Raw genomic sequence first — 19075 nt, forward strand, 5'->3', positions numbered from 1 at the left:
ACTAGACTTCCTTGGTCACGCGCATCACTTCTTCTAGGGACGTTACCCCTTTCAGAACTTTGCTCAAGCCATCATCTCGAATACTTGGTGTTGTGCCACGAATTGCTTTCTCAATTGCCTGTTCACCAGCTTCACTGTGAATCAGCTCTTGTACCGAATCGTCAATCATCAATAGCTCATGAATACCGGTACGGCCTCGATAGCCTTTGTGGCTGCAGCTTTCACACCCTTTGGCATGGTAAAGCGTCAGGCTGTCTTTCTTCTTCAACCCAAACAGTTTTTTCTGCTCTTTGTCCGCTTCATAAGGTTCTTTACAGTCGTTACACAGGGTGCGAACCAAGCGCTGAGCCAAAACACCCAGCAGTGAAGAAGAGATCAAGAAGGGTTCGATGCCCATATCACGTAGACGCGTAATCGCACCGATTGCCGTATTGGTATGCAGAGTCGACATTACTAAGTGACCGGTCAAAGAGGCTTGAACAGCGATCTCTGCAGTCTCTAAGTCACGTATCTCACCAATCATTACCACATCCGGGTCTTGACGAAGAATGGCACGTAAACCACGCGCAAAGGTCATATCAACCTTAGGGTTCACTTGTGTTTGGCCAATACCATCGATATCGAATTCGATTGGGTCTTCAACGGTTAGAATATTTCGCTCGTTGCTGTTGAGCTCTTGCAGGCCAGCATACAAAGTCGTTGATTTACCAGAACCTGTAGGGCCGGTAACCAAGATAATACCGTGTGGGCGCTGAATAAGCTTACGGAAGTTTTCGTGGTTCTCGGCCGTCATGCCTAAACTGTGCAAGTCTAGACGAGTAGCGTTCTTATCCAACAGACGCATTACCACACGCTCACCGTGCGAAGACGGCATGGTTGATACACGAACATCGACCGCTCGGCCACCGATACGCAGAGAAATACGACCATCCTGTGGCACGCGTTTTTCCGCAATATCCAATTTAGCCATAACCTTCACACGCGAAACTAACAGCGGAGCCAATTTACGACTTGGCGCTAACACATCACGTAACACACCATCAATACGGAAACGGATAGACAGTGACTTCTCGAAGGTTTCGATATGAATATCCGAAGCGCCTTCTTTAATCGCCTCACCCAACATCGCATTGATTAACTTGATGATTGGCGCATCGTCTTCCGATTCGAGCAAGTCTTCATCTTGTGGCAACTCTTCTGCTAATGAGAAGAAATCGTCGTTGTCGGCACCAATGTCTTCCATTAGCTGACGAGCTTCCGACGAGTCACGCTGATACGCATCGGTTAATTTTTTATCAAATTCGTCTGCGCTGATCGCTTGTGGCGTGAAGCCATTTTTCACCACACGGCTTACTTCAATGATCGCCGCCGATTTTAGAGGCTCCACGTAATAAAGTACCGGCGCACGCTCTGGGTGCTGATATTCCAACACCATCTTGTAGCGATTCGCAAAGCTAAACGGCAAGCGCTGATAAGTACGTGCCGCCCCTACCAATTCAGCCATTATTCTGTTTCCATTTGATCGATGAAGGCTTGGATTTCAGCCGGGTGATTCATATCGGCACCAAATTTAGGCAATACCGGGATGTTATCGTCATCCAACAGTTTCAGACCTTGCTCTGCCTTGTACAACTGCTCAGCTCGGATGAAGTTGTATTTACGCTGAGTGATACCATCCGCCGTCATGCCATCACGAATGATGGTTGGCTTAATGAATACCATTAGGTTCTTTTTCTCAACCTGAGTGCTGGTAGATTTGAATAAGTGCCCTAGCACTGGGATATCACCCAAGAATGGTACTTTAGACTCACTCTCTAATGCACGCTCGTCAATCAAGCCACCAAGCACCAACATTTGGCCATCTTGAACAATCACCGACGTATTCAATTGACGTTTAGCAAAACGCACATCAACCGCACCGTTTGCGCCTAATACGTTCGATACTTCTTGTTCAATATTCAGCTGAACAGAATCGCCTTCATTGATTTGTGGGACCACTTTCAGTTTGATGCCCACTTCTTTACGTTCAACCGTTTGGAATGGGTTATCGTTACTTGAACCCGCCGTCGAGCCTGTCAGAACGGGAACCTCTTCACCCACAATGAATGACGCTTCGCCGTTGTCCATTACCGTGATACTCGGAGAAGATAGGATGTTGGAATTTGAATCGGTGGCTACCGCACTGATCAAAGCTGTCCAGTCCCCCATCACCACGCTCATGGCTGCACCATTAACACCTGAAAGTGCAGAAGCTAAGGTTGAATAGTCACCTTCTTCAGTGGTAGTTTCATTTCGTAGGAATTTTCCGTCAGAGTCATAAACAGCGGTGGTTGTCGTAGAATCTTTTGCTTCTTCTAGGCCAACCATCACGCCACCAATCGACGCACCAGTGTTGCTGTACTGGATCATTGCACCCGTTTCTAAGTTACCCCACTGCACACCAAGATTAACGCCGTCACCTTCTGCCATTTCGACAATCAAGGCTTCGATCAATACCTGAGCACGACGGATATCGAGTTGAGCGATCACATCTTGCAGGGCATTCATGATGTCTGGCTGTGCAGTAATAACCAAAGAGTTGGTATCACTGTGAGCTGAGATCATTACTTGGTTGCGTTGCGATGAGCTGCCTTTGGTTGATGACTGCTTCTCTGATTGTAGGTTGTCCGACACGCCTTTCAGCACATCAACAAGATCTTCTGCTTTTGCGTATTTAAGGTAGATTACCTGGTTGTTACCCTTAGTTGCCATTTCGACATCAAGCTGCTCGATAAGCTTTCTTAATCGGCTACGAACCTTAGGGTCACCTGAAATCAGAATCGCATTGGTACGCTCATCCGCAACCAATTTAGGCTGTAGAAATGCAGGCGTATTCTTCGCATCTGTGGTTTTGCTTAGAGCGTCAACAATGCGCACCATCTCTGCCGCTGAAGCGTTCTTTAGCTCAACAACTTCAATCTCTTTATCACCTGCTTGGTCAACACGCTTGATGATTTCAGCTAAACGGTTTACGACCGCCGCTCGGCCTGTAATGAGGATGATATTGGCTGGGTCGTAGTGCACAACGTTACCCGCGCCAGCATTGTCGTTCAGTTGACGAAGCAGAGGAGAAAGTTCACGAACCGAGACATTACGTACCGTCACAACACGGGTAACTACACTGTCGCCAGTGATCGAATCACGGTCACCGACGACTGGAATTGCCGAAGTTTTCGAATCTTTGGCTTTGATGATCTTAAGAACACCCGAGTCCATTTCGACGACCGCGTAGCCATACACCTCTAATACATTTAAGAAGAAGCTGTAATATTGCTCTTCATTCAATACGTCGTAGCTGCGTACATCGATTTTTCCGCGCACCGATGGATCAACGATGATGGTCTTCTCTAGGTTACGACCAACAATATTAATAAACTCTTGAATATCAGTGCCTTTAAAGCTGGCACTAAAATCACTCGCGATGGCTGCGGGTGTGCAGATTAAGCTTCCTGCCAATAACCATGCACTTTTCTTAAACCAATGCTTCACGTACTTCTCCTACACTTTCGTCCTTCGTTAGACGCAAAGTTTTAAAATTCAATAAACACTTCATGTTGTTGACCATCTCTCTCGACGACGAGGTTTAGCTCTGTCAGCTCTGAGATAGAACGGAATATGTTGCCCATAGCGGCGGGGTCAGTCAGGTCTTGACCATTTAACTGAGTAGCAATATCTCCGTTTTGGAGCCCTACTGAGTTAAAAAGTTCTGAATCTTTGCCAGGGCTCACACGATAACCAATAACGCTATCATCGCGCTTCACCTGAGACAGTCGAACATATTGGAAGATTTGTTGCGGATCTTTCATTATCTTCGCTTTAATTTCATCAAGCTTCTCTTGTGCTGAAGCCGGATTATTACCACGAACCGAAGAAGAGCTACGAGGTGGCGCAGGCGCTGATACAGCCAAACGCTTGTACTCAATACCTTCAAGCATCAAGGTTTCGTCTCGTCCTGAGTTATCAATGATAACGCGATCGATTAATACCGCTTTTAACTTGGCTCGAGTGCCTTCAATCTCTTCATTAATTCCGTAGGTCGCTTGCGTGCCGCGATTGGCGATCACCGCTAAGCTCAGTTTTGGATTCGAGCTCGCTACTGCGCCCACTAAAACGAGGTTTAATCGAGTCTTAGGCGCATCTTGGATAACTTGCTGTTCAACCACAGCGGGCGTGCTTGGATTATAAGCACCAAACATGTTGCTCTGCTGCAAAGAAGAGATATCAAGGGTCGATTGAGGTGCTGAAGACGATGAAGCGGTTGCTGCCCAAGGCACGACGGTTTGCTCGGCAGGTTCGATAAACCATGCAAGCTGTCCTAAGATCCATGCGGAAGCTGCAATCAATACACAACAGGTCGCTAAGCTTAGTTTCTGCTGAAGTACAAATCCATTCTCTAATAAGCGGCTCAACATAGGAGAATTCCCTACGCGATTTTTGAGCTCTAAAAAGTTCACTTTCCTAGTCCCTTTTCATGACGACAAACGCTGCAAATCATTAAACTTTCAGCTTTTTTATTCATTCGTTCGATACCAAGCTTATTTAAGCAATAAGATCCTGAACTATATCATAGCAAATCGATAAATCGGCATAACATGGCTATTTTGTATTATGACTTGAAAAAAATGCCAACCGCCTCCACTTTAAGCTTCTACTTAATGTGATAAGCATCATCAAAAACATGTTGCGCACTGTTCATTACAGTTAAACCGCATTCATTTCTCACTTAATAAGGCACAGCCCTATATGAAAACTGCTAATGAAGCTGTCAGACTCGATAAATGGTTGTGGGCAGCTCGTTTTTACAAAACCCGGTCTATTGCTCGCAACATGGTCGATGGTGGCAAAGTCCACTATAATGGTCAGCGCAGCAAACCAAGTAAAATTGTCGAACTTGGGGCTGTGATTACACTGCGCCAAGGTAATGAAGAAAAGACGGTAACGATCGAGAAAATCTCTGCCCATCGTGGTGGAGCTCCGATCGCTCAAACCCTCTATGAAGAAACCACCGAGAGCTTGGCAAAAAGAGAAGAGTTTGCGACACAGCGTAAACTGAATGCTCATAACCCAGCTCCAGAGCGTCGCCCTGATAAGAAGCAACGTCGTGACATCATCAAGTTCAAGCATCAATAAGCTAGAAGGAATAGCCAAATGGCCAACAATGTTTTAAATCGCTACCTATTTGAAGACCTATCAGTACGTGGTGAATTGGTACAAATGGATGAAGCGTACCAACAAATTATTTCTAGCAAGGAATACCCAGCACCAGTGCAAAAGCTACTGGGTGAGCTATTGGTATCAACAACGCTATTAACTGCGACCCTAAAGTTTGAAGGTTCTATCACGATGCAATTGCAAGGTGACGGCCCAGTATCTCTAGCAGTTATCAATGGCGATCACGATCAGAAGATCCGTGGTGTTGCTCGCTTTGAAGGCGATATCGCAGACGACGCAGGTCTACACGACCTAATGGGTAAAGGTCACCTAGTGATCACCATTGATCCTAAGAAAGGTGAGCGTTACCAAGGTATCGTTGGTCTTGAAGGTGACACGCTTGCACAAGTGCTTGAAGGCTACTTCGCTAACTCTGAACAGCTTAAGACTCGTCTATGGCTGCGCACTGGTGAGCATGAAGGCAAAGCACACGCTGCAGGTATGTTGCTACAAGTAATGCCTGATGGTACTGGTACTCCAGACGACTTCGAGCATCTAGAGCAACTAACAGATACAGTGAAAAACGAAGAGCTATTCACTCTAGAAGCGAACGAACTGCTTTACCGTTTGTACAACCAAGAGAAAGTACAGCTATTCACACCACAACCGGTTGAGTTCTTCTGTGGCTGTTCACGTGATCGAAGTGCAGCAGCAATCATTACTGTTGCTCAAGAAGAGATCTACGACATCCTAAGCACCGAAGGAAGCGTTGGTCTACACTGCGATTACTGTGGCACAAACTACTCGTTCGACAAGAATGATGTTGATGCACTGTACGCAGAAGCAGCAGATAAAGGCAGCAATACGGTTCATTAATTTACGGCGTACCAAAAACACGTAATTTACCCCAAAAAGGTCAGCACTCAGCTGGCCTTTTTTGTGATCAAAATAGCGCAAACTCCGTAACATCTCGTAATAAAATCACCGCTTAATTTTAATCAATTAATAATGTTCTCGCCCCTAGCGCAAAGGTTTGCGTACAGGATAGACTAGTTGGGCCAATATGTGACGAGACGCTTAAAACCCCATGGTTAATATGGATATTTTTTGAGCTGTATCCCTGTTTCCCCCGAGTCTCGTTGCTAGCATGGTGAGCAGATAACAATAAAAAATTAATACAAAATCCCTACAAAATATCCTACAAGGAGCACCTATGACCGTTATGGAACATACAAAGGCTGCACAAATTGATCTAACTAAGCACGGACTGACTGGCGTTACTGAAGTTCTTCGTAATCCTAGCTACGAGCAGTTATTCGTTGAAGAAACACTGCCAGGTTTGGAAGGCTACGAAAAAGGCGTAGTAACGGAACTAGGCTCTGTTGCGGTAGACACTGGTATCTTTACTGGCCGCTCACCAAAAGATAAGTACATTGTTAAAGATGACACGACCCGCGATACCATGTGGTGGTCAGATCAAGGCAAAAATGACAACAAACCGATTACAACTGAAGTATGGAATGAGCTGAAAGAGCTTGTGACAACTCAGCTATCTGGCAAGCGCCTGTTTGTCATCGACGGTTATTGTGGTGCTAACCCTGATACGCGCTTAAGTGTACGTATTATCACTGAAGTAGCGTGGCAAGCGCACTTCGTTAAGAACATGTTCATTCGTCCAACTGACGAAGAGCTAGCAACGTTCGAACCTGATTTCGTGGTAATGAACGGTGCTAAAACAACTAACCCTAACTGGGAAAAGCAGGGACTAAACTCTGAAAACTTCGTTGCTTTCAACCTAACAGAGCGCGTTCAAATCATCGGTGGTACTTGGTACGGCGGTGAGATGAAGAAAGGCATGTTCGCAATGATGAACTACCTACTTCCTCTACAAGGCATTGCTTCAATGCACTGTAGTGCAAACGTCGGCGAGAAAGGCGATGTAGCGGTATTCTTCGGCCTATCCGGTACAGGCAAAACAACGCTTTCAACCGACCCTAAGCGTGAGCTAATCGGTGATGATGAGCACGGTTGGGACGACGATGGCATCTTCAACTTCGAGGGTGGTTGTTACGCGAAGACTATTCGTCTATCTAAAGAAGCAGAACCTGAAATCTACAATGCAATCCGTCGTGATGCACTACTAGAGAACGTAACGGTTCGTGGTGATGGTTCTATCGATTTTGATGACGGTTCAAAAACTGAGAACACTCGTGTTTCTTACCCGATTCACCACATCGACAACATCGTTAAGCCAGTATCAAAAGCCGGTCACGCTCAAAAGGTTATCTTCCTGACTGCTGATGCATTCGGTGTACTACCACCCGTTTCTAAACTGACTCCAGAGCAAACGAAGTACCACTTCCTATCTGGCTTCACTGCGAAACTAGCGGGCACTGAGCGTGGTATTACTGAACCAACACCAACGTTCTCTGCGGCATTTGGTGCGGCATTCCTAACTCTTCACCCAACTCAGTACGCTGAAGTGCTTGTGAAGCGTATGGAAGCGGCTGGCGCTGAAGCTTACCTAGTGAACACAGGTTGGAACGGTACTGGTAAACGTATCTCTATCCAAGATACTCGCGGCATCATCGACGCTATCCTAGATGGCTCAATCGACAACGCTGAAACTAAGGTTATCCCCATGTTTAACCTAGAAGTACCGCTAGCACTGCACGATGTTGACCCAGCGATCCTTGACCCACGCGATACGTACACTGACCCTCTACAATGGGAAAGCAAAGCGAAAGATCTAGCAGAGCGCTTCATCAACAACTTTGATAAGTACACAGACAACGCTGAAGGTAAATCACTGGTTGCGGCTGGCCCTCAACTGGACTAACCCAATCATCTGCTCGGGCTTAGCCAAAAGCGAACGCCCAATTTAAAGTGATATTTTTGTAGCAAGCCCCTCTTTTGAGGGGCTTTTTTGTTGCTGCTTGCCCCTTTTTGTTCCACTCTGTTTTGAGACTATTGAAATTTAAGGCTTTCAGGGAATGAAAAAGGTATTCATGGTGTTCGGCATTATGTTGGCTATCGCCGTTGCAACTATCGCAGCGTTGCTATTAAGCCTACAGACCCAATACCGTGCGGATGTTGCTAACTTTTTTATCAAGCATACGATTGAACAACCTGTACTCATTGAAGATGTTGAGTATCAGGCGCCTTATCACATCACCTTAATGGGCATTACCCAAAGCCAACCAGAAAAGCAGACATCTCTGTATATCGACAAGATCGATCTTTGGTTCAGCCCCTGCTCGATGACAGAGGCCAAACTGGTCTTTGACTCTGTTTTGATCAGTGGCCTGCAGTTAGAGGCAGACGATCTAAAAACGCTGACTTCTTTATTTACCCAACCAAACATCAAGCTCCACCAGCTGGCCATAAACAATCTCGACTTTTCGACGCCAGAGTTTAATGCGCGAGGCATCGACCTGCAGATCTCCGACCCAACATGGCACAACGACAACTCGCTACTAGCTTATGGAAAAACCCAACTTTCTGCCTCACAACTGTATTGGCAAGGTGAAGCATTCGATAACCTGTTGATTGACCTAGACCTCAAGCCAAGTGACAGCACCCTTTATGGTGCTTCTTTTGACTGGCGTGGCGCCAAGATTTCCGGTCAAGCAGAGCAGTATCAACAAGATTGGTCGTTGGTGAACGTAACCGTCGATGGCTTACGACTCAATCAGAAACAGACCCAAAGCCTACTAAGCAAAGAGTGGGATGTGGCAGGTATTCAGATCAATCACATCAATAGCTTAGATATTCTACGTAGTGACGTAGAGTGGCAAGATGGCCACCTCGCAGCCTTTGATGCCTCATTAGAAAATATCCAACTGCCTTTTGAAATCTGGAAACAACAGAAAGCCATTTTTTCTCTGCAAGCAGAAGGAGTGACCATTGATGATGACATGTTCATCGAGCCAAGCCTCAAGCTCAACCTAGAACCAAACCAAATTTTGATTGAGGATTTCTATACTCAATTGCTGCAGGGCACTGTTCAGCTCAATGGCGAAGTCACCCCTAGCAGCATTGAATTAGCGCAGCTCGACCTACAAGGCATCAAGTGGATTACCGAAAACCAAGATAGCCCTCTACCGGCGGCTCGCCTATTGCCTTGGCTCACACAGCTCCAGAACGTCGAGATTAACCGACTTAACATAGAACGCAGCCAACTTATCCAACTCGCACAACAACCTTACTGGCAGGTCTCTGGATTACATGTCGAGGGGCATCACGTTCAACTGCTGCAAGATAGAAAACTGGGCCTGTGGCAAGGGAAGCTGATGGCGAGCGCTAATGATGCCAGCTACCAAAATATTCTCAGCGCACAGCCTGTGGTTGAGATGAATAGCGAACAAGGGAAATGGACGCTGACACGTCTGTTTGCACCACTCAGGAATGGCTACATTGAAGCCAATGCAACACTCGACTTTAACCAAATCAGCAAGCCATGGAGCTTAGATATTTCTGCCGATGGGCTACCGATAGCGCCTATGCTGCAGCGACTTGAATTACCACTCGATGCAACCGGTTATGGCGAGTTTGAACTTCAAGCCGCAGGTTTATATGGCGACTCTCTGATGCTCGGTTACTCAACCACAGGGCAACTCACTGGCAGCGTTCGCCAGGGTGTGATGACCTTTAATGACAAGCTTTCTGAAACATCGACTGATAACGTGTTTGAAATTCCAGAGCTTAATGCGCATTTTGACCGTGGGCGCTTCACTCTCGAACCGATGCACATTATTGGTGCATCAGCAGCAGAGCAAGGCGAACAAAGGGTTCAAACGCTCAATGGCGAGGCTTCTGGAGAACTCGACTTGCTTAAAGCCGAGCAACACACCCTCTCGATTACCCTATCGGACCCATGTCATCAAATCTCAGGAAAGCTCACCCAAGCTGAGTATTCGGAGATTAACGACTGCCAACAAAAAAGCGCCACTCCTCAGGAGTAGCGCTTTCAGTCAATATCGACAGTATTACCGGTGTTAGCTATTCGCTCACATTAGGGCGTGTTGACCTTTCGTGGTTGAATTTTGTTCGAGATAAAAGCGTTTTAATCGCGGCGAGGGGGAAGTAGCCTAGTCATTCTAAGCAAATCTCCCTCAACAAAGAGTAAAACGCTTTTAGCCGAACCCTCCGGGCAGCGTTTGCTGGTCATTTCTACTGCGTTATCGGTTTCTCATGTAGGCTAGCTACACATCAAAGCCTCTGCCTTGTATAAATACCCAGCAACTCGCTGCAAAAGCCAGCTCGAAAAATCAACACGCCCTAGTATCTGTCGAGAGTACCTTTTTGTAGTCAGGGATCAGCATATAGGTTCCCGTAAACTCTACCGCTTCCACATCGCCGCTATGAATGGTCACATGAATGATGATACGTGCCTTTCTTCCTGACGCAAGGCGATCCAAGTCGCCACTGATCCCATCCAATGAAGTAGAGGCAACAGGGTTTTGCTCAACCGGGTGACGGTAACGAATATTACTATCTGCCAGCACGATATCACCGGTCAACCCGCGTTCTTTCATCAATAACCAAGTCATCCCCCAACCAGTTAAGGTCGCTAAGGTAAAGGCAGAGCCTGCAAACATGGTATTATGCGGGTTCAAGTTGGGATTCAGCTGAGCACTACACTCAAATTGGTAACCCGTGTATTGGTTGATCTTGATGCCCATCTTGTCACTGATCGGGATCTGATGTTCCCAGCGCTGCTGAAGCTCATTACACCACTCAGGCTTGCGTAGAACGTCTGCCATTGGGTCAAGATGCTTAACCATCTGTTGATGACGCACAGGGCCACGTTGATCGTTAATCTCACCGCGACGTTCAAATTCATTCTTCTCATAGAATGAGATCGCATCTTCACGTGCATTACACACTAAGCGCTTAGCCCCCTCTTGGCGAGCCAATGACTCAAGTGCGACTAGAATCAACGAACCCATGCCTTTACTTTGGCGAGATTTCTTCACCGCCATATAGCGGATCTGACCTTCCAGATCTGGAGTGATATACAGACGACCAATCGCCATCGGGCGACCACGACCATCAACAATCATGCGATGGTGACTCATTGGGTCATATTCATCGCGCTCAGAACCTACCGGCATTCGCCAAGGTTCACGGAGCATCTGCCAACGAAAATGGTAATACTTGTTTAGCTGATTTTCGGTGGTTGGTGTTATGAGTTTAAACATGCTTATTCCTTTAAGCCTAAACCTGCAGCCAGAATGTCACTGGGCCATCATTAACCAAAGACACTTTCATGTCGGCTGCGAATCGGCCACGTTCCGTTGGCAACACTGATTCACACTGGTCAGAGAAATAGTTGTAAAGACGCTCAGCATCTTCTGGGTGAGCACCACGAGAGAACCCTGCTCGTGTTCCTTTCTTGGTATCGGCCGGCAGAGTGAATTGAGACACCACTAATACCTTACCTTCTACCTGCTTCACGTTGAGGTTCATTTTATCGTCTTCATCTCCAAAGACACGATAAGTGGTCACTCGTTCCATCAAACGTTTGGCTTTGGCTTCGTCATCACCTTTTTCTACGCCTAACAGAACCAATAAGCCTTGCTCAATCTCACCAACTACTTCGCCATCAACACGGACGGCAGCTTCACTTACTCTCTGGATCAGTGCTATCACTGTTGTTTCCTTGCTCTGTGATTTTGTCTTTATCCGACGAGTGTACCATTTCTTTCGAGTCACTCCACTGTTCCTGCTCACCCAATGCGGCAGTCACCTCAGCCCCCACCAGCACGATCAACCAGCACAAATACACCCAAACAAACAGAATAGGAATTGCCGCTAATGCGCCATAAATCAACTGGTAAGAAGGGAATTGCGTAATGTAGGCTGCAAAGCCTTTCTTACTGAGTTCGAACAACAGAGCCGCAACCAGAGAGCCCACTGCTGCATGAGAAAAGTGTATCTTTTTGTTGGGAACCAGCAGGTACAGACCGAAGAACGCAAAGAAAGAGAGAATCAAAGGAAGTTTGCGAATCACGGTATTAAAGGCACCAGACACCACCTCATTTTGCAATAAGCTCAATGATGTCACGTAAGACGTTGCAGCAATACTCGCACCGACCAAGATAGGTCCAAGCGTGAGCACCATCCAGTACATAGAAAAAGACAGCACCGCACGTCGCTTTTCCGTTACTCGCCAGATATAGTTTAGGTTCTTATCAATATTCGAGATCAGCATCAGCGCTGCAATGAATAAGAACACACTACCTACCGCCGTCATCTTGCCGGTATTGGCAACGAACTCTAACAAAGCACCGTGCACCGCATCTCCTGATGCTGGAACAAAGTTGGTAATGACGAAATTTTGAATCACCACGCCAACATCAGCAAAGACTGAGAATGACGACAAGATAGAGAGCAAAACCGTCAACATCGGCACAATTGAGAGCAAGGTAATGTACGCCAAGTACCCCGCATTCACGTTGACTCTATCATGCGTCATGCGCGCCAAAAGATAGCGAGAAAACTGAATACTGAGTGTGGCGACCTTTTTTATCTTCAACTTGTAACTCCCTGGTAACTCGTTCATAGTCCTAATTAATATTCCGTTACTTAACTATAGGAAACTAGGATGCCTTATTTAATAGTTATAGTCCTCTCTATTTTTACTCTTACTGGATGCCAATCAGCTTATTACTCCGCCATGGAGCAAGTGGGCTATCACAAGCGCGACATTATGGTCGATAGAGTGGAAGACGCTAAAGAGTCGCAGCAGGATGCTCAGGAAGAGTTTACCAGCGCACTTGAAGCCTTGAGTAGCCTGACTAATTTCAGTGGTGGCGACCTTGAAGACATGTACAACCAAATCAACGATAAATACCAAGACAGCGAGAAAGCCGCGCAAAATGTCAGTGACCGCATTGCTGCGATTGAAGATGTGTCGGATGCGCTGTTTGAAGAGTGGCAGGGTGAGTTAGATCTCTACACCAGTGATTCACTGCGCCGCTCGAGCGAGCAAAAGCTTCGTGAAACTAAATCGTCTTACCAAACGATGCTGTCAGCAATGAAGCGCGCCGAGAAGAAAATGGATCCTGTGCTCAATACCCTTCGCGACAACACGCTTTACTTGAAGCACAACCTCAATGCGAGCGCTGTCGGTTCACTGCAGGGCGAGTTTATGAGCTTAGAAAAAGACATCGCCTACGCGATAGAACAGATGAATGCTGCGATCGCCGAATCGGATAAATTCCTTGATCAACTGAACCAGAAATAACGCCCGTAGACGCAAATAAGATAAGCTCGTATGAACCCAATCATTATTACTGGCGGCCCTGGCGCCGGAAAAACCGCATTGATCAATGCCTTGGGTGATGCGGGTTATCCCACCTTCGCAGAGTCCTCTCGTCAGTTAATCGAACAGCAGAGCCAACTTGAGAACGGTATCTTACCTTGGTTAGACCTTCCGGGCTTTGCTGAGCTATGTTTAGGTGTAATGAGCGAGCAGAAAGAGCAAGCGAGGCAGCACCCGATTGCGTTTCTCGATCGTGCCATTCCAGATATCTGCGGTTATTTAACTCAGGCGAACCTTGAGATTGACGAAATCTACCGAGAAGCTAGCCAAGGCTATCACTCACAAGCCTTGTTCTGTCGCCCAGAAGCTTCTATCTATGTGCAAGATGAAGTGCGTCCTTATCCCTTTGAAGGAGCCTTAGAGATTCACCACGCGCTAATCAGAGTCTATGAAGAGCTAGGTTATGAGGTGGTTGAAGTGCCGTTTATGCCAGTCGAAGAACGGGTTCGATTCGTTGAGCGTTACTTAGGTATCAAAAGCTAGATCCCCAACTCGGTCGTTCCTCCCTCTTGAGGATGACGAAGACTTAAACACTCTTCGTATCTCGGTTACCCGCATCTAAACAAACTGCCGTCACTCCCTACAGCGAGGTACGTGCATGAATGGGAACCCCTTGGATACCGCAAGAGAAAGATTCCAGACATTTCGTTCCTCAATTCTGGAATGACGATTCGATGACAGGAAATGGATAAAAGAGAACGGGGACCAAAGATAGTCACCCTCTTAGTGGCTGACTATCTCCAGCCTAAATACGCTCTTCGTATCCCGCATCTCGTTTACTCGAATCTAAACAAACTAAAAAACAAAAGCCCCGAGCAGCTAGGCTACTCGGGGCTTTCTTTATGGCTTGTTAGCTAGAAGCTAGTCAGCTGGCAATTAAGCCTTAGCTGGACGTGCTGCACGCTTACGTTCGTTTTCAGTAAGAAGCTTCTTACGGATACGAATGCTTACTGGCGTTACTTCTACTAGTTCGTCTTCGTCGATGAACTCAAGAGCTTGCTCTAGAGTGTGACGGATAGGTGGCGAAAGAACCTGTGCTTCATCAGTACCTGATGCACGAACGTTCGTTAGCTGCTTACCTTTCAGACAGTTTACTGTTAGGTCGTTTGAACGGTTATGAATACCGATGATTTGACCTTCGTATACTTCATCCGCGTGCTCAGCAAATAGACGACCACGTTCTTGTAGGTTGAATAGTGCGTAAGTCAGAGCTTTACCAGTAGCGTTCGAGATTAGAACACCGTTGTTACGTTGACCGATTACGCCGCCTTTGTGAGGACCGTAGTGATCAAATGAGTGGTAAAGAAGACCAGAACCAGACGTTAGCGTTAGGAACTCAGTTTGGAAACCGATAAGACCACGAGAAGGCATCATGAAGTCCATGCGAACACGGCCTTTGCCATCTGGAGACATATCAGTTAGTTCACCTTTACGTAGACCGATGTTTTCCATGATGCCACCTTGGTGCTCTTCAAGCACGTCGATAGTCACAGTTTCAAACGGTTCAGTTAGGTTGCCATCTTCGTCTTTCTTGATGATAACTTCTGGACGAGATACAGCTAGCTCGAAACCTTCACGACGCATGTTTTCGATCAGGATAGATAGGTGAAGTTCACCACGACCTGAAACACGGAAACGATCTGGGTTATCAGTTTCTTCAACACGTAGTGCAACGTTGTGTACTAGTTCTTTCTCTAGACGCTCAAGGATGTTACGTGAAGTAACGAACTTACCTTCTTTACCCGCGAACGGAGAAGTGTTTACTTGGAACGTCATTGTTACTGTTGGTTCATCAACAGAAAGCGGAGTCATTGCTTCAACATTGTTTACGTCACAGATAGTGTCTGAAATTTTCAGCTCACCAAGACCAGTGATTGCAATGATGTCGCCAGCGTTAGCTTGCTCAACTTCGTGACGGTCAAGACCTAGGTAACCAAGAACTGTACCTACTTTACCGTTACGTTTTTTGCCTTCTGCATTTACGATAGTTACTTGTTGGTTTGGCTTAACAGAACCACGAGTAACACGAGCAACACCGATAACACCTACGTAAGAGCTGTAATCAAGTTGCGAAATTTGCATTTGTAGTGGACCGTCAAGGTCAACTGCAGGCGCGTCTACTGTATCAACAACAGCTTGGAACAATGGTTCCATGTTCTCGCCAGTTTCGCCTTCAGTCATTGTTGCCCAACCGTTTAGAGCTGAAGCGTAAACAACTGTGAAGTCTAGTTGCTCATCAGTAGCACCTAGGTTGTCGAAAAGGTCGAATACTTGATCCATAACCCAATCAGGACGAGCGCCTGGGCGGTCAATCTTGTTGATTACAACGATTGGCTTAAGACCGTGTGCGAATGCTTTTTGCGTTACGAAACGAGTTTGAGGCATTGGGCCGTCAACTGCGTCAACGATAAGCAGAACAGAGTCAACCATAGACATGATACGCTCAACTTCACCACCGAAGTCCGCGTGTCCCGGAGTATCTACGATGTTGATGCGGTAATCATTCCAGTTGATTGCTGTGTTCTTAGCAAGAATGGTAATGCCACGCTCTTTTTCGATGTCATTCGAATCCATGACACGCTCTTCAGCTTCACCACGAGACTCAAGAGTGCCTGACTGTTGTAGCAGTTTATCAACCAAAGTCGTTTTACCGTGGTCAACGTGCGCGATGATCGCGATATTTCTTAACTTATCAATCTGTGGAGTAGACATGGATTCTCGATTCACTCATAAAAGTAGCCGTCACTTATCTCAAAAGTTTGGATAATAACCGCTAGCTTGATTTAAAAAACGGTCAATAATATACCAGATTCTAGACAAAAACCCAGAAATATGTGATCTGAACCAAGGCTTTTTTCTTTATTAGCGATTCATATCCGCTTAACTTTGATTCAGTACAGTGTTGAGCAGCCAAATTCGTAGGACTCTAAAAAAGTATCACCTGCGAGTGGCGAGCCAAATCTCCCGCAAAATAACAAAAGTGGATTGACAACTTAGGCTATTCATTGCTGAATGGTGCTCGCTTATGTCTCATATTGGTGCACAGACAAACCACTGCACCAACAAGGTGCAACTAGAGATCATTTTGGTGCAAAAACCAGATTAAGCAAAATCGCAAAACAAGTAAATCATTGAAATTAATGGAATAATTTTTTTGGCACGTTTTTGGCAATGGATAAATCAGCATCGATTAATGCACTTATAGACATTAATCAATGCTAGTTTCAACCGAATCGAGCTAATACCGAATTAATAACACTGGAGGTTATCCAAGATGTCAGTAGAAAATGTACTATCCCTGATCCAAGAGAACGAAGTTAAATTTATCGACTTACGTTTTACTGATACAAAAGGTAAAGAGCAGCATATCTCTATTCCTTCTCACCAAGTTGATGCAGACTTCTTCGAAGAAGGCAAAATGTTTGACGGCTCTTCAGTAGCTGGTTGGAAAGGCATTAACGAATCTGACATGGTAATGATGCCAGACGCAGCATCTGCTGTACTGGACCCATTCACAGAAGACGCAACGCTAAATATCCGTTGTGACATCCTTGAGCCTGCAACAATGCAAGGCTACGACCGTGACCCACGCTCTATCGCTAAACGTTCTGAAGAGTACCTACGTTCTACAGGTATCGCAGACACAGTTCTAGTTGGTCCAGAGCCAGAATTCTTCCTATTTGATGACGTTAAGTTCTCAAACGACATGTCTGGTTCTTTCTTCAAGATCGATGACGTAGAAGCAGCTTGGAACACAGGTTCTGACATCGAAGGCGGTAACAAAGGTCACCGTCCTGGCGTTAAAGGCGGTTACTTCCCAGTAGCTCCAGTAGATTCATCTCAAGACATCCGTTCAGCAATGTGTCTAGTAATGGAAGAGATGGGCCTAGTTGTTGAAGCTCACCACCACGAAGTAGCAACTGCGGGTCAAAACGAAATCGCAACTCGCTTCAACACGCTAACAGCGAAAGCTGATGAAACTCAAATCTACAAGTACGTTGTACACAACGTTGCTCACGCATTTGGTAAAACAGCGACATTCATGCCTAAGCCACTAGTTGGTGATAACGGTTCTGGTATGCACGTTCACCAATCTCTAGCAAAAGACGGCGTTAACCTGTTTGCTGGTGATAAGTACGGCGGCCTATCTGAAATGGCTCTTTACTACATCGGTGGTGTAATCAAGCACGCTCGTGCAATCAACGCGTTTGCTAACCCATCAACTAACTCGTACAAGCGTCTTGTACCTGGTTTCGAAGCACCTGTAATGCTTGCTTACTCAGCACGTAACCGTTCTGCTTCTATCCGTATCCCAGTAGTACCAAGCCCTAAAGCACGTCGTATCGAGCTACGTTTTGGTGACCCAGCAGCTAACCCATACCTATGCTACTCAGCAATGCTTATGGCTGGCCTTGACGGCATCAAGAACAAGATTCACCCAGGCGAAGCTATGGATAAAGATCTATACGACCTTCCTGCAGAAGAAGCAGCTGAAATCCCAACAGTTGCAGAATCTCTACAAGAAGCTCTAGCAGCGCTTAGCGAAGACCGTGAGTTCCTAACAGCTGGCGGCGTATTCTCTGACGATTTCATCGATTCTTACATCACTCTGAAATCTGACGACGTACAACGCGTGAACATGGCTACACACCCACTTGAGTTTGAACTGTACTACTCAGTTTAATCTCCTGTAGAGATAAGCTATTTCTTACTGCAACCTTGTAAGAATCGCTGACTAAATATTAGGCTCGCCTCGCAGGCGGGCCTTTTTTATATTCTCCCTCCCCCTGCTTCCTCGTACCATACCTTAGACAAAAGCCCTCAGAGGCTGTCGCGCTAAATTCAAAAAAACCAATAACAAAACCAACGCCAAACGTGAAATCACCTAGCGGTGAAAAGAGGCTAAAGATATGAAAAACATACTGTTCCTGATCGGGTTAACAGTCACGCTCTCGTGCTCTGCTCAAACGGTGTATACCTGGGTAGATGAAGATGGCGTGCTCCACTTTAGTGATAACCCTAATGCTCAAGATGCCGAGGCTCTTCGCCTGCCAGATGTGCAAGCTTCAGCACCCGCCCCTAAATTTGAGGCCTCGACTCCGGTTGACGCCGCTACTTCCTCTACAACTAAAACGCCAACTAAAACCCAGGCAGAAACCGAAACCACAGAGCGCGAGGTTCCCACTCAATTAGCCCTCACCATGCTGACTCCAGTTCATGATCAAACCATTCGCAACAACCGCGGCTTAATCCCGATTCAGATAGAACTCAACCGAAAACTTGGTATCGGGGAGCAATTACAATTGATACTCGATGGCCGTCGATATGGCGCCCCACAGACCCAACCTATTTGGGAATTAAAAGGTATCGATCGAGGTACTCACACCATTGCAATTCAAGCACATAGAAGCGGCAAGCTTATTGCATCTACTAGTCCAGTCACCGTGTATTTACATCGAGCGACGCTCAAGTAGGCCAATGTGTTAAAAGAGGCCAAATAACCTCTACTTTTCACCTAATCGAAGCAGCTTTCAGCGACTCTAATGAATTATCTTT

Annotated in this window: 15 protein-coding genes; 8 read left to right on the forward strand and 7 right to left on the reverse strand. The window is 46.3% G+C overall.

From position 1 onward, the window contains the following. Position 1: 1 nt before the first annotated feature. From gspE to gspC, 3 genes are read right to left on the reverse strand one after another with little or no spacing between them, the layout of a single operon-like run. Entirely contained in the window at positions 2 to 1504 is a 1503-nt protein-coding gene (gene gspE, locus MSG36_RS16495; protein ID WP_248368845.1) for a type II secretion system ATPase GspE, read from the reverse strand. Continuing rightward, complete coding sequence (gene gspD, locus MSG36_RS16500) at positions 1504 to 3528, reverse strand: type II secretion system secretin GspD (RefSeq protein WP_048607616.1); 2025 nt, start codon at positions 3526 to 3528, stop codon at positions 1504 to 1506. Before gspD ends, gspE begins: the two co-directional genes overlap by 1 nt. A 41-nt stretch (positions 3529 to 3569) precedes the next feature. Next, positions 3570 to 4451 carry a type II secretion system protein GspC gene (gspC, locus tag MSG36_RS16505; RefSeq protein WP_248368847.1) on the reverse strand — a complete coding sequence of 294 codons (882 nt, stop codon included), beginning with the start codon at positions 4449 to 4451 and terminating at the stop codon, positions 3570 to 3572. 331 nt (positions 4452 to 4782) lie between these two features. On the opposite strand from gspC, the gene hslR reads away from it, so the two are divergent. The 4 genes from hslR (at position 4783) to MSG36_RS16525 (ending at position 10154) form a co-directional block, all read left to right on the forward strand. Then, entirely contained in the window at positions 4783 to 5169 is a 387-nt protein-coding gene (gene hslR, locus MSG36_RS16510) for a ribosome-associated heat shock protein Hsp15 (RefSeq protein WP_048607611.1), read from the forward strand. Between the two features lie 18 nt (positions 5170 to 5187). After that, complete coding sequence (gene hslO / locus MSG36_RS16515) at positions 5188 to 6066, forward strand: Hsp33 family molecular chaperone HslO (protein ID WP_050619713.1); 879 nt, start codon at positions 5188 to 5190, stop codon at positions 6064 to 6066. Between the two features lie 337 nt (positions 6067 to 6403). Continuing rightward, positions 6404 to 8029, forward strand: coding sequence for a phosphoenolpyruvate carboxykinase (ATP) (pckA, locus tag MSG36_RS16520; RefSeq protein ID WP_050652111.1), 1626 nt, complete (start codon positions 6404 to 6406; stop codon positions 8027 to 8029). A 154-nt stretch (positions 8030 to 8183) separates the two neighbouring features. Further along, positions 8184 to 10154: an AsmA family protein gene (locus MSG36_RS16525; RefSeq protein ID WP_248368849.1), complete on the forward strand. Its 1971-nt coding sequence runs from the start codon at positions 8184 to 8186 to the stop codon at positions 10152 to 10154. Between the two features lie 306 nt (positions 10155 to 10460). Here MSG36_RS16525 and MSG36_RS16530 read toward each other — a convergent pair whose 3' ends face one another. The 3 genes from MSG36_RS16530 to MSG36_RS16540 are packed head-to-tail and all read right to left on the reverse strand — an operon-like array spanning position 10461 to position 12757. Continuing rightward, positions 10461 to 11393: a bifunctional GNAT family N-acetyltransferase/hotdog fold thioesterase gene (locus MSG36_RS16530; protein ID WP_048617771.1), complete on the reverse strand. Its 933-nt coding sequence runs from the start codon at positions 11391 to 11393 to the stop codon at positions 10461 to 10463. A 16-nt stretch (positions 11394 to 11409) separates the two neighbouring features. Beyond that, positions 11410 to 11844, reverse strand: coding sequence for a D-aminoacyl-tRNA deacylase (gene dtd, locus MSG36_RS16535; RefSeq protein ID WP_004735590.1), 435 nt, complete (start codon positions 11842 to 11844; stop codon positions 11410 to 11412). Then, a complete protein-coding gene (locus MSG36_RS16540; protein ID WP_248368851.1) occupies positions 11816 to 12757 on the reverse strand; it encodes a virulence factor BrkB family protein in 942 nt (313 codons plus the stop codon). The genes dtd and MSG36_RS16540 overlap by 29 nt, the downstream gene beginning before the upstream one ends. 42 nt (positions 12758 to 12799) lie before the next feature. Between MSG36_RS16540 and MSG36_RS16545 the strand changes: the two genes are divergently transcribed. Both MSG36_RS16545 and MSG36_RS16550 read left to right on the forward strand, forming a co-directional pair. Further along, entirely contained in the window at positions 12800 to 13441 is a 642-nt protein-coding gene (locus MSG36_RS16545) for a DUF2959 domain-containing protein (protein ID WP_050652020.1), read from the forward strand. Positions 13442 to 13471: 30 nt separating this feature from the next. Further along, positions 13472 to 14002, forward strand: a complete 531-nt coding sequence (locus MSG36_RS16550) for an AAA family ATPase (RefSeq protein WP_050652019.1) — start codon at positions 13472 to 13474, stop codon at positions 14000 to 14002. 393 nt (positions 14003 to 14395) lie between these two features. Here MSG36_RS16550 and typA read toward each other — a convergent pair whose 3' ends face one another. Then, complete coding sequence (gene typA, locus MSG36_RS16555) at positions 14396 to 16231, reverse strand: translational GTPase TypA (RefSeq protein WP_017059220.1); 1836 nt, start codon at positions 16229 to 16231, stop codon at positions 14396 to 14398. A gap of 562 nt (positions 16232 to 16793) precedes the next feature. Here typA and glnA point away from each other — a divergent pair. Both glnA and MSG36_RS16565 read left to right on the forward strand, forming a co-directional pair. Then, a complete protein-coding gene (gene glnA, locus MSG36_RS16560; RefSeq protein ID WP_019826498.1) occupies positions 16794 to 18203 on the forward strand; it encodes a glutamate--ammonia ligase in 1410 nt (469 codons plus the stop codon). A 226-nt stretch (positions 18204 to 18429) separates the two neighbouring features. Beyond that, positions 18430 to 18993 (forward strand): DUF4124 domain-containing protein, encoded by a 564-nt coding sequence (locus MSG36_RS16565; protein WP_248368852.1) that lies wholly within the window; start codon positions 18430 to 18432, stop codon positions 18991 to 18993. Positions 18994 to 19075: the final 82 nt, after the last annotated feature.

The sequence above is a fragment of the Vibrio sp. 1CM8B genome, from assembly GCF_023161685.1.
Classification (GTDB): Bacteria; Pseudomonadota; Gammaproteobacteria; order Enterobacterales; family Vibrionaceae; genus Vibrio; species Vibrio coralliirubri.

What these genes read in the sequence shown, in the direction of transcription:
- gspE (WP_248368845.1), bottom strand. Translation starts at nt 1,504, where the DNA reads ATGGCTGAATTGGTAGGGGCGGCACGTACTTATCAGCGCTTGCCGTTT.
- gspC (WP_248368847.1), bottom strand. Translation starts at nt 4,451, where the DNA reads ATGTTGAGCCGCTTATTAGAGAATGGATTTGTACTTCAGCAGAAACTA.
- hslR (WP_048607611.1), top strand. Translation starts at nt 4,783, where the DNA reads ATGAAAACTGCTAATGAAGCTGTCAGACTCGATAAATGGTTGTGGGCA.
- hslO (WP_050619713.1), top strand. Translation starts at nt 5,188, where the DNA reads ATGGCCAACAATGTTTTAAATCGCTACCTATTTGAAGACCTATCAGTA.
- pckA (WP_050652111.1), top strand. Translation starts at nt 6,404, where the DNA reads ATGACCGTTATGGAACATACAAAGGCTGCACAAATTGATCTAACTAAG.
- MSG36_RS16525 (WP_248368849.1), top strand. Translation starts at nt 8,184, where the DNA reads ATGAAAAAGGTATTCATGGTGTTCGGCATTATGTTGGCTATCGCCGTT.
- MSG36_RS16530 (WP_048617771.1), bottom strand. Translation starts at nt 11,393, where the DNA reads ATGTTTAAACTCATAACACCAACCACCGAAAATCAGCTAAACAAGTAT.
- MSG36_RS16540 (WP_248368851.1), bottom strand. Translation starts at nt 12,757, where the DNA reads ATGAACGAGTTACCAGGGAGTTACAAGTTGAAGATAAAAAAGGTCGCC.
- MSG36_RS16545 (WP_050652020.1), top strand. Translation starts at nt 12,800, where the DNA reads ATGCCTTATTTAATAGTTATAGTCCTCTCTATTTTTACTCTTACTGGA.
- MSG36_RS16550 (WP_050652019.1), top strand. Translation starts at nt 13,472, where the DNA reads ATGAACCCAATCATTATTACTGGCGGCCCTGGCGCCGGAAAAACCGCA.
- typA (WP_017059220.1), bottom strand. Translation starts at nt 16,231, where the DNA reads ATGTCTACTCCACAGATTGATAAGTTAAGAAATATCGCGATCATCGCG.
- glnA (WP_019826498.1), top strand. Translation starts at nt 16,794, where the DNA reads ATGTCAGTAGAAAATGTACTATCCCTGATCCAAGAGAACGAAGTTAAA.
- MSG36_RS16565 (WP_248368852.1), top strand. Translation starts at nt 18,430, where the DNA reads ATGAAAAACATACTGTTCCTGATCGGGTTAACAGTCACGCTCTCGTGC.